At 43.3% G+C, this 11,536-nt stretch carries 5 protein-coding genes; all 5 read right to left on the bottom strand.

Annotated elements, in window-relative coordinates; translation table 11 throughout:
* Window positions 1-88: 88 nt before the first annotated feature.
* Complete coding sequence (locus GC096_RS25335; protein WP_171634055.1) at window positions 89-889, bottom strand: Cof-type HAD-IIB family hydrolase; 801 nt, start codon at window positions 887-889, stop codon at window positions 89-91.
* 82 nt (window positions 890-971) lie between these two features.
* Window positions 972-7,487: a glycoside hydrolase family 78 protein gene (locus GC096_RS25330; protein WP_171634054.1), complete on the bottom strand. Its 6,516-nt coding sequence runs from the start codon at window positions 7,485-7,487 to the stop codon at window positions 972-974.
* Window positions 7,488-7,637: 150 nt separating this feature from the next.
* Window positions 7,638-8,864, bottom strand: a complete 1,227-nt coding sequence (locus GC096_RS25325; RefSeq protein ID WP_171634053.1) for an S-layer homology domain-containing protein — start codon at window positions 8,862-8,864, stop codon at window positions 7,638-7,640.
* A 203-nt stretch (window positions 8,865-9,067) separates the two neighbouring features.
* Window positions 9,068-9,820: a pseudouridine synthase gene (locus GC096_RS25320; RefSeq protein ID WP_171634052.1), complete on the bottom strand. Its 753-nt coding sequence runs from the start codon at window positions 9,818-9,820 to the stop codon at window positions 9,068-9,070.
* Between the two features lie 6 nt (window positions 9,821-9,826).
* On the bottom strand, window positions 9,827-11,482 hold the full coding sequence (locus tag GC096_RS25315) for an RsmB/NOP family class I SAM-dependent RNA methyltransferase (RefSeq protein WP_171634051.1): 1,656 nt from the start codon (window positions 11,480-11,482) through the stop codon (window positions 9,827-9,829).
* Window positions 11,483-11,536 lie beyond the last annotated feature (54 nt).

Raw genomic sequence — 11,536 nt, 5'->3', positions numbered from 1 at the left:
TTCTCTCATTCTATCATACGAAATATGCACTAAAAACCCCTTAAACGACAAAAAACCTCGAAAAACGAGGTTTTTGACCGATTTCTATTTAGAAACAGTACTTGCGAATGGCTTCATGAACGCCTTCATTATTATTCGAGGATGTCACAGCATCTGCTGCCTCTTTCACATCATTCGGCGAATTCTCTACTGCAATCCCCAAACCAGCAAAACTCATCATTTCCAGATCATTATAATAATTGCCAATCGCCATAATTTCTTGGGCTTCTATCTCTAAAGTAGCTGCCAAAGCTTTCAATGCGTTCCCCTTATTCGCAGTCGGATTCATCACATCAATGAACAAATCTCCACTGCGAATCATCCTCAAATTGCCATAAAGCTTCTGATCTTCCCACTCAAGTTGAACACGATCCAACACATCCGGTTGAGCAAAAAGCGTAAATTTAACGATCGGCACGCCAAGCTCTGAAACAGACGTAACTAGTTTAGGATTGATGAGAAATTTCTGATACATCATCCTCTCATACTCACCGACACGTTCGATATACATATTAAATGCTGTACACACATCGAAGTGAATTCCTTCACGGCGAGCATAAGCCAACATACTTTCGATTTCCCTAATTTCAAAAGAAAACTCATTCACCAGTGACTGCCCTCGCTCATCGGCATGAACGGTTACCGCTCCATTATGAGTGATCATCGTTCCTTCCAACCCCAATTGCTCTAGGATAGGTAACGTACTAGCCGGCGCTCTCCCCGTACATAGCACAATATGACAGCCTTGATCATGAACCTCTTGTATAGTTTCAATCGTTTGATCCGTTAATTCGTGATGATCGTTAAGCAGTGTGCCATCAACATCCAGTGCGATTAATCGATAGTTCAAGGTATCCTCTCCCTCGCTCTCTTCATATCGACTAATTGTACCATAGGTGCAATTTCAGTTCACCGATTTTACAATATAAACGTTATTGCACCCGATGAACACCGACCGATTGCTGAGCATTTCCAATGATTTCGATAGGAATATCTTCCTTTTTCACAACACCATTACTGTACCTAATCTGAAAATGAATCGTCTGTGCGCCTCGAGGCAGTCCCTCCGTTAGCGATTGGAATTTAACATCAAATAATTCGCCACTAAACATCGTATTATCATTTAACTGTGGTGTTAGCTTTTCAGACACATATAAGGTCTGACCATCCAAACCAATCGTGTCAATCCAAGCGATGACTTCGTCAACCGAGGCAGCAGCGCTCTGACTTTTCACAACAAATATTTCACCAGAATAAAATTGTTTAGGATTTACTTGTGTTTGATGCCCTTTCCGATTATGCAAAATCAACCAATTGTCCGTGTAAGTCACAACAGATCTTATCGTTAATGGCATAGCAGTGATCGTTTTAACTGCAGTTGATGTTAGAAACCCATCCATCGCGGATAGTGTAACTAAGTAATTACCGGGTTCAGTGAACTTTTGCGTGAAATTTGTAGATGTAAAAGACGTAGTAACCCCATCTGGTCCCTGAATGGTCCATAAGTATGAAAGCACATCGCCATCAGGATCAGTCGAAGTATTGGTGCTCCGTACCTCATCTCCCTCCCAAACTGGCTTAGGAGTCCAGTCGAAATCGGCAATAGGAGGTCGATTGATATATAACCAAGTTTGTGGTGAGTAATCTGACCAGATAACGCCATCGAACACCCTAACGCGAACTCTTAATTTTTGACCAGCCGGTAGATCGGTATTTACTGACCAACTGCCGATTAATGAAGAGGAGCCTTGATAATACTGACCTGAATCCACAATCATTGTATCGTTTGCTTCATTAGTGATTTGAATTTGAAAATACGTAAATATTGTACCTGGATCAGGGTCTGCTTGATTCCATTTTAGCGTTGGCCGCAAGGTACTAAATCGTGTTGGTGAAGTTTGTGTACCACCCGGTTCTATCATTGTTGCTGTTGGTTGACGGTTAGTAATTAGCCACCCTATGTTTGACCATACTGACCAAACAATTCCATCAAAAACCCTTACTTGAACTTGGTACTTTTGACCTTGTGTTAGTGCAAGTGTTGTTATCCATTCTTGTGTAGTTGCAGATGTTCCTTGTGGTTTGATACCACTGTCAACAGCGACATTTCCAAACTCATCTTTTAGCACAACTTGGAAAGCCGCAAAGGTTGTTCCTGCATCCGGATCAGCTTGATTCCAATTGATTGTAGGTTGACGTGTATTCACATAACTAGGACTTGCTTGCGTTCCAATCGGAAATGTAAGTACGGCGATTGGTGGTTGATTTGGCAGCGGAATCGTAATTTGAATTGTTTGTTCTACCCAATCGGACCATGCACCATATTCGTCAGCGACCGCTGCTCTAACGGTATACGTACCAGTTTCATTAGGCCGTGTGAGCTTTCCGAACTGAGTTACACCACTTGGCGTTGTATAGCTGTATCTGTTGTTAAAAATACCTCTCGTGCTCTGATAATTTTTCTCCGTCGCTTCAGTTGAATAGTTTGCCGCGCTTAGCCATCGATCCGGGTCGTAGCCTGTTTCCGTCCATTGAATTGTATGATCTGGATTCTCAGCAATGGTGAATTGTGCTATAGGCCTTCTATGAACCAGGATTGAATGAGTCGCAGGGTCCGACATTTTCTGAAACATAGCAAAGACAGGCGATGGATATTTGAATCCAGCTGGTGCAGGGTCGTCGGGTTCTTGGAATTCAACCTTGAATACGCCTACCTTAGAAATACTAGGACTTGGCGTTTGGATTACGACGCCGTTATAGCTATTAGTTCCTATAGGATCAGAAGCGCCATCCCCTGCATTTAGGAATTTGTAAGGTTCCATATTCGTAAATTTCCATTGGGCTAGATTAGGAATAGCAGGATCGTTCTCTGGATCAAGATAACTAGTGCTATAGGTAATTGGCATATTTACAATCGCTTGATTGGCAACTGCCGTATCACTACTCTCGTAAATCATAGCATTGAAATCTTTAAGCTCTACATACGGGGACTCTGAGTAAAGGCCATAAGATCCAGCAGACACAAATGTATTATCATAAGCATCAATGATTGGAATTCCAGCTGCGTAGACAATAATGTGATTAGCTCTTACCTTGGCTTTGATCTCTGTGTACACAGAGATCTTCGAATTATAATTTTTGCTCATAATCGTAGATGAAATACCATTAACAATTTTGGTCAACTTGATGAGATTCGGCGTAGACTCAACCCGATACATATTTTTGTTATTTTGCACTCTAAATCCGAAACCAGCTGTGACGCTATCACTATATGTATTCAGATTAAATTTGGTTTTGACGCCGATATCGCCATTATATAAGCTAGCATCATTGTTAGATAGAAAACCGTAACTGGCATTTCCAGTTGTGTTGTTTACATCTGTTTTCACAGATAATATCCATTCATACCTACCCTGACTACTACCATAATCTGAATTTCCTTGATACACAACTTTAATTGTGCCATCCTCTGTCAAGTTAATGCTTTTTATACCATATGTGTTACTTCCATTTCCTGAATCGGAGAAATTCGAAAAAGCCAATCCTGTTGGTATATCCACTTCTTTGACACCTGTAGTCATATCGTAGGCTAATATGTTCGTTTCGCCGTTACCAATAATCAATTTTCCGTCTGAGGATATTGTAGCTTTTGGAGTAGGACTTCTATATTGGATGTCGCCATCATCTGGCCAATATTGAATTAAATATCCATATGTTTTCACTCGATCTATCGTCGTAGTTTGGCCCGTTCCTAGGTCGTAGTACATCAAATCCCAAAAGCCATTCTTACCGACAGTGGTGTAATAACCGCTCTCTACCGTCTGTTTGATATAAGCAACCCGATTATTAAAAACACCTAAGTAGTAAATTAAATTATTATGGGGATCGGAGGGATTCCCACCACCTACTAGATCTACCAAAACAGCACCCGTATTTGCATTTAAAACATGTCTTACGGAACCATATTTAATGAGAATCTTAGACTCATTATCGGAAATGTACTCTACACTAATATTAGTTCGATTCATTCCGAAAGAAGCTGGGCTAGGCGTGTACTGCCAAAGCGCTACACCACCGTTGTTGTACTTTACTAGACTGCATAAGTGTTGATACGGGTCATAATATCCATAATCACAGCTATTTTTGTAGATGTTTCCGCTCGAGTCCTTATTGAAAACAGAACTAAACTGAGAGGTTCCGCGTAGGACAAGATGACCATCCTCATAATCATGGTTATAATCAATCGAGTCCATGATTACCCCCTCTGTGACCGTGGGATTAGAACCCGTATACATTGCTGGGTACGTAGTAGGCACCGGAGGTGGACACTTACCAGGAGAATCAGATCCAGCAAATCCACATGTTGCTTGTTTTGTAGCATTGTAAGCTGGAGTTACCATTTGGTTCTGCCAATTCTTTGTGAAATTTAAAATATCACTAATTCTGGTTACGATCTCGTTGTAGTATCCATACTGACAACACGGAGAGTAATAGCTGGGCCCCTGTCTTTGCAATATCATATCAGAATTATTTTCTGTCATGTTAGCAGGGGAATACTGCAGCTTAGGCATTACTTCCTCACCCCAACCACCATTATTGGTAAATTGTGGTGCACTGGCATGGGTTGCTCCATAAACAATTGCAGGATTATCCTCGTTATACATAACAATACCCTCATTGTTCTGGGCGGACTTCCAAAGATGCTTAGCGAGTCTGTTCTCTTTTACGAAAGTAGCATAATAACCATTTAAATTACCTGTGTTACCACAATCACCACAATAACCTTTATCTGTGTAAAACCACTTTTGCACCACATTTGAATTGGTAATTGATTTGTATGGGGCATAATTAGTTACGTTTCTCGTGCTAATTGAGTTGTCACTAGAATTATAATTATACAGTTTTGGTGCTGAAACGCTTGTTGAAGAAGAGGCAGTCCAAGATGCCGAATTAACGATTGTATTGGCCGTTGGTGTAACAGTCGTTATGTTGGCGGGTTCAGGTTGAACACCAAAAGCTGAGAAATCAACTTCGGGCATTTGGTTGACCACTTCGAATGAAAAATCTTTATCTGTTGATTTCTTCAGACCTAGACCTTCTTTTAGGTGAATGTGAACATTACATTTCTTCGCTACTTGAGTAGGTGTATAGGTAAAGTTTCCATTTGCATCAGGAGTAATAGTAGAGACTATATCATCTGCCAAAGATCCATTATTATTGTTGTCGCATGCTAAAGAAACCGTGTGCTCCGATATTGGGTCACTGTCTGGGCTAAAGGACTTGTCTTGGAAAGACATGGAAACATTTCGTACCCCGATATCATTGTAATCTAGTCGTGCCACAGGTGGTAAGTCTTCTAAGACGTTCAAAGTAGAATGCGTTGTATTAAGAGATCGCAATCCTGCGCTATCTGTGACATCCAGTTGAATGTCGTAATCACCGAAAGCTGAATATAATGGCAGCCTAGTTCCGTGCCAGTCACAGTTTGATATTGTCCTAGATTTATACGGACTGTAACTATTTGCACAGCTAATATCTGGTGTATACGATCTGCCCTCTACTACCTTTGGCGGTAATGTTATCATAGGGACTGGGTTCGGAGGCACAACACTCATGGTTGCCGAAGTTTGTGACTGATTACCACATTTATCCGTTGCTGTTACTTTGATACTATGTGGACCAAGAACATTTGCATTGAAATTGTACGTCCATCCATTAGGCTCGTGATCCCATAAACCATAATCGGCTTTAAGCTGTTTTACCCATGCACTAGAGCTACCATCGAAATCCCAAGATAAAAAGTATGGATCTCCGTCAGGGTCATAAGGCTCATCGTGATCTCCCGGAAGCATAGCTGGTTTTTGAATGACTCGCAGCCAAACACGTTCATCTACAGCAAACATATTTTCGGGTGTAATGCTTCCACCGTCATAAGCATGGAACCAACCAACACGTACGACTGGTGGGTTATTAGAGCCTACGCAAGATGCTGGTGAAACGACTTGGAATGTTTTTGGGACTGCATTCGCTTCCCCACCACACGTGGACGTGACTTTAAGTGAGACACTGACAGTTCCGATTGTCATCCAACCAGGATCTGGTGGTAAACCACCAACATTGAATGAAAAAGCGCCAGTATTTGAATAGACCTTTGAGTTTCCATTTTGTGACACCGTATAGGCAACCTGTTGAATTCCACAACCATTGCCACCTGTAACGGAAATGCCATCGGCTATAACACCGTTGTAACTCCCGAACTCAATTGAGGGTTTTTCGATTTTAAAATTGGCTGTAATTTCTTCTTTAGAAGGGGATATGGAGCAGGTAGATTGGGGAGTGATGGTAATGGATTTGGTGTTGTCGGAGGTGTTCGATTCACCTGTGATAGGGTCAATGAGAATAGCGATTCCATAGGGGGAAGTTCCTGAGAAGGATTTGGTGAAGGTACCAGTCTTTTTCTCGCCTGCGTTGGTACCTGTGTAGTTAAAGGTGTTGAGTACTATGCCGTCTATTAAGACTTTTACGTTGAAGGAAGTTGTAACATCGGTTCCACCTGTATTTGTAAAGGAGAAATGGAAGTTTGTTGATTTGTTTGCCTCAATACATTGCCCATCTTCATCTAAAACAATATTGCCCAAGTTAGGTGGGCCTGTTGCAGTTTCATAAGTAATTTTAATGTGGTCTGGGTATTTGTATGTTTTGGATTTGAGATTAACCTTGAAAGCGGCGTAGTAAACCATTACCTTTGCACCTGGAAGTCCGAGCTGTTTGAAATAGGGGCTGCTATAATTTAAATCTTGTGTATACTTAACAATGTATTCACTAGATGTACTTCCACCATTTGTTTCAACGTAGTGGGTTGAAGCAGTATCTGTGTATCCATCTTCAACGCCTGCTGGTCCGGAAACGGTTACGCTTGCATTAATTTGTGCTGTCGCTGTCACATCTGAAGCGCTAACCGCTGAGGAAGGTATTGGGGTGCCATTATCAACTATTGTGTATCCTATTTGCCTATTTGCAGTTAAGGACAAAACTGCTCCTTCGCAATTTGGACTTGAAGGCATCATAGTTCCATTGACATTCTCAGAGTAGTCTCGCCCTGAGTAAGCAGAACAGCCTAGTGCTCCGTCCTGATACCAGTCAAGTTCTTTACCAGGACTACCAGGAGCATAGCGATACCAAGCAAAATATCCTTTAGCAGAATCATTGTTGTTTGATTCAACAAGAACAGGCACTCCAGAAAAATTTATACCTGTTGTACTCCAAGTGGATAAACCTTTTGCAGAATCATTTTTTTTAACTGGTTGGGTTTCCCCATCCATATAAAATCCAATTTCTTTAATAACTTTTCCAGTTGGTGCTGTCACTGTAAACGGGTTTGTATTTGCAGTGTTAGAATCGCTAAATACAGCTTGGTATCCAGCTTGCGAGTTTGTAGCGTAAGTCATGATTCTAGTTTCATCATTATCATCAGCAGCTTTTGCGAATGGCAAATTGAATTTCAGATAATCAAGTGGTATATGTTGAAATGCAATTATTATTAATAGGCAAATACTAATTTGCTGTATTTTAAGCGGCAGATGAGATCGCCTCCATTCCTAGTAGTGTTGTTTTATTATTTTTTCTGGAATTAAACTGTAAAAAATCTTTTTGTTGTAGTTTTGAGCTGGCGGTATTGCAGGGGCACTAATAGAAAATCCTGCGTAACTATCGGTAATCGAATCTTTCGGAATAATAAGAGCTGGTACATCAGTTGATGTTTTAAAGAACAGAGGTCTTGGAGAACTCAAAATTCCATTAATAGAGTCAGTTGGTGCGCCATTTTTGAAACCATCTAGACTAAATATGGGTAGTGTAGAACTGCTTTTATATATGTTAGTATCATTATTGAAATCAACATGTCCTTTGAAATAAATTACGTAACTATTCATATATCGACTTTCAACATAAGGGCTGTTTTCAAAGGATCTACCATTAAACCATTTCAATTTACTAATATCTCCTAGAAGTGCTAGATTTGGATCATTAGGATCTTCCAGATCTATAGCAACAATTTGATCCATCGTTCCTTTGTAAAGTCCATCACCGGTTTCAAGAGTAAGATTTTCCGGATTCCATTTTTCTATCTGTTCCCCTCCAAAAATATGTGGCATAACCGTAAATATATTAGTGTGTTTCAATTCCAGTTCAGCATTCCCAACAGCATAATTATCAATTTCTAACGTTCCGCCTTGGTTCACTTTGAGAATACGCTCAATTATTGTTACTGATTGAGCTCGTGTAGTCGAGCTCTTTGGCTCTAATGCCCCTTTTGCCATGCCTTGAATAAGTCCCATTTTGGCTGCGTTATACATGACTGAATCATTATCTATTTGAATTGCTTTGTTCTGTAACGTCACGTCCGTTGCACGTAATGAAATACGAGACATCTCTAAGCGAGAAATCGGATCATTGACGTTATCTATCAAGAAATCCGATTCTCTCAGAATACCTTTGTTTATAGCGGCAGCAATGTAGGGAGAAGACCAATCCGCCCCTGATGAAACGCTCTTCACAGGCTCCTTTATCGCTGTTATGACCATTTTCACAAACTCAGCACGAGAAACATTATTTTCCGGCTTAAATGTGGAGTCTTCATATCCGTCGACATACCCTTTTTTCACAGCACCTTCTATGGCAGACATCGCCCAGTGGTCAGAAACGTCCTTGAGTTTTATCGCAGTGACCGCACTTGGAGTTGGAAATGGTGAATCAGCGGCTGAGGTCGAGGATTGACAAGCCGTGAATAAAAATACAGTTGAAAGTAGAATAAAAGATTTTTTCAAATTGATCTCCCCCTGTTTGTATATACCCAATTATTGGTAGTATCTCATTTCATAATTGTAAATGTCTACCTATTTTCGACATATTTCCACTAAAAACAGCAAAACCGCCTAGTATTGCTAAAAATCAGCAATAACTAGGCGGTTCTTCCGCACAAATAAATTTCACTACCAAGAAAATACCATATTCTAGTATTTTTGTATAGTTAATTTTGATTCTCGTTGGCATTTCGTAGAGCCGAGAGCTCTTCCACACTTAATTCTCTGACCTGACCCAAGGCCAACTCGGGATCAAGTGCCAGCGGGCCCATGGACATTCTTTTCAGAAAAACGACTTGTTTGCCAACAGCTTGGAACATACGTTTCACCTGATGGAACTTACCTTCCATGATCGTAAGCTCGATTTCAGAAGGGATTTCAGCAGCTTCATTTCCGGTCTGTAAAATCTTCAAATCACCAGGCAACGTCTCATAACCATCATCTAAAGTTACTCCATGGCTAAAAGCTTCCTGATCCGCTTCGTTAACCTCCCACTCAACTTTGGCGTAGTAAGTTTTCGGAACGTGTTTGCGAGGTGAGAGCAGGTTATGAGCCAGTTTGCCATCGTTTGTGAGCAAAAGGAAGCCCTCTGTATCCTTGTCCAATCTGCCTACAGGAAACACTTCGAACGGTGCGTATTCTTCGTCCAAAAGATCCACGACCGTGCGATCCCGATTATCTTCGGTTGCCGAGACCACCCCTTGCGGTTTGTTCATCATTAGATAAACAAACTCTCGGTAAGTGACGACCTCTCCATTCACGGTAATGGTGTCCTTATCAGGATTTACTTGCATACCACTGTCTTTGACCTTCACACCGTTGACGTAAATAGCACCTTCTTTGGCGAGGCGCTTAAGTTCAGAACGGGTACCAACGCCCACATGGGCGAGTATTTTATCGAGTCGTTGTGTTTGTTTCATGACCGTTTAGGTCCACCTCCAGCCGGGCGGATATTCGTTCTTCAGCATCCCGTCGAGCCATTTACCCCAGCCGACAGGATGGTCGTCAATGCAGACCAGGCAGTAGCCTTTGGCTGCCTTGGTCTCTTCCGGATCGCGGAGTATCTCGCTCTCCGCGACTTCGAGCGTCTCGCCCTTCAGGTACCGAAGGGCTCGCTCGTCGCTCGAAGCCAAGCTCAGCGCTCGCTTGGCCTCGCGCAAACGCAGTCCCATGGCTAGCGCATGGGACGGTTCAAATCGGCCGCGGTGCAGCGCGCCGATGTACCAGCCCGGCCGCACGACTTTCAGTCCGTGCAGCTCAGGCAAGCCCGCCGGCGACGCATACGCGTGCTCGCCGTAACAGACCAGCCGCCTCAGGGCGAAAGGCTCGCTGCGCAGCAGCTCACCGGAGAACGCCTCCAGCGGCTCCAAGCTCACCCCCGTGCTAGGCGGTGCCTCAGCACGGCCCTTCCCGCGTAGCGCGGGACGGCCGCTTCGCTTCCCCGCTGCCGCCACAAAGCCGGCATCCCCCGCACTTTTATCTGCACTTGCACTTGCACCTGCACTCGCACCAGCTCCCGCACCTACACTCGCACCCGCACCCGCACTTGCACTCGCACCAGCTCCCGCACCTACACTTGCACTCGCTCCCGCACCCGCACCAGCTCCCGCACTCACTCTTTCCCCTTTACTTCCATCCCCAACACCCAACCCCAAAACCGCCAAAAAATGCCCCTCACCCCGCAACTTATGCGGCCACAACCTCGCCGTCCCTGCCACAGCATCCCTTGCCTTTGAACTGTAAGCATCTGCCTCACACCACGGTTCCCTCAACCAATCCGGCCGCCCAGGACTGAATCCATCAATAGGAACGACATCAAAAGCAGGATGCTTGTCCAGAAACTCTGCAATCTGAGCCTCATTCTCCTCCGGTGAGAACGTACAGGTCGAATACACGATCCTGCCTCCAGGTGCCAACATCACCGCAGCTTGCGCCAACAGTTCCCTCTGCATTGCAGCAAATTCCTGAACAGAGTGGCGCTCCCATTGCCCCATCATTTCTTCTTCCTTGCGGAACATTCCTTCACCTGAACAAGGCGCATCAATCAAAATTTTATCAAAATACCCCTGAAATGCAGTCAACATCCGCTCCGGTTTCTCATTCAAAACTACGGCATTTCGCACGCCGAGCAGCTCTAAATTTTTAACCAAAGCTTTGACCCGATCTGAATGGATATCGTTCACAACTAGGACGCCTTCACCTTGCAACTTCGCGGCGATTTGCGTCGATTTCCCACCTGGGGCTGCGCACAAATCCAGAACCCGCTCCCCTGGTTTTATCTCTAGCAGCTCCACAGGTGCCATCGCACTCGGCTCTTGGATATAGTAAAGTCCAGCATGGTAATACGGATGCTTACCTGGGCGTTCCCCTTCTTGATAATAAAAACCATCCGAAACCCAAGGTATAGTCGTCAAATGAAATGGACTCTTCTCCAAAAACTCAGCACGCTCCACCTTCCCCGTATTTACCCGTAATCCATAAACGCGTGGTTCATCATAGGAAGCAAGAAACTGCTCAAACTCCTCTTTACCCAATAAATCAATCATTTTCTCCCTAAAAAGGGGTGGTAGCTGCTTCGCCATTCGTCATCTTCGCTTTCTATATAAAATCCCATTTGATCCGACAATTTGTGTTTC

Origin of the sequence: Paenibacillus plantarum, from assembly GCF_013141695.1 — a bacterium.
In the GTDB taxonomy this organism is placed as follows: domain Bacteria; phylum Bacillota; class Bacilli; order Paenibacillales; family NBRC-103111; genus Paenibacillus_E; species Paenibacillus_E plantarum.
This window is presented reverse-complemented; position numbering and strand designations above follow the sequence as displayed.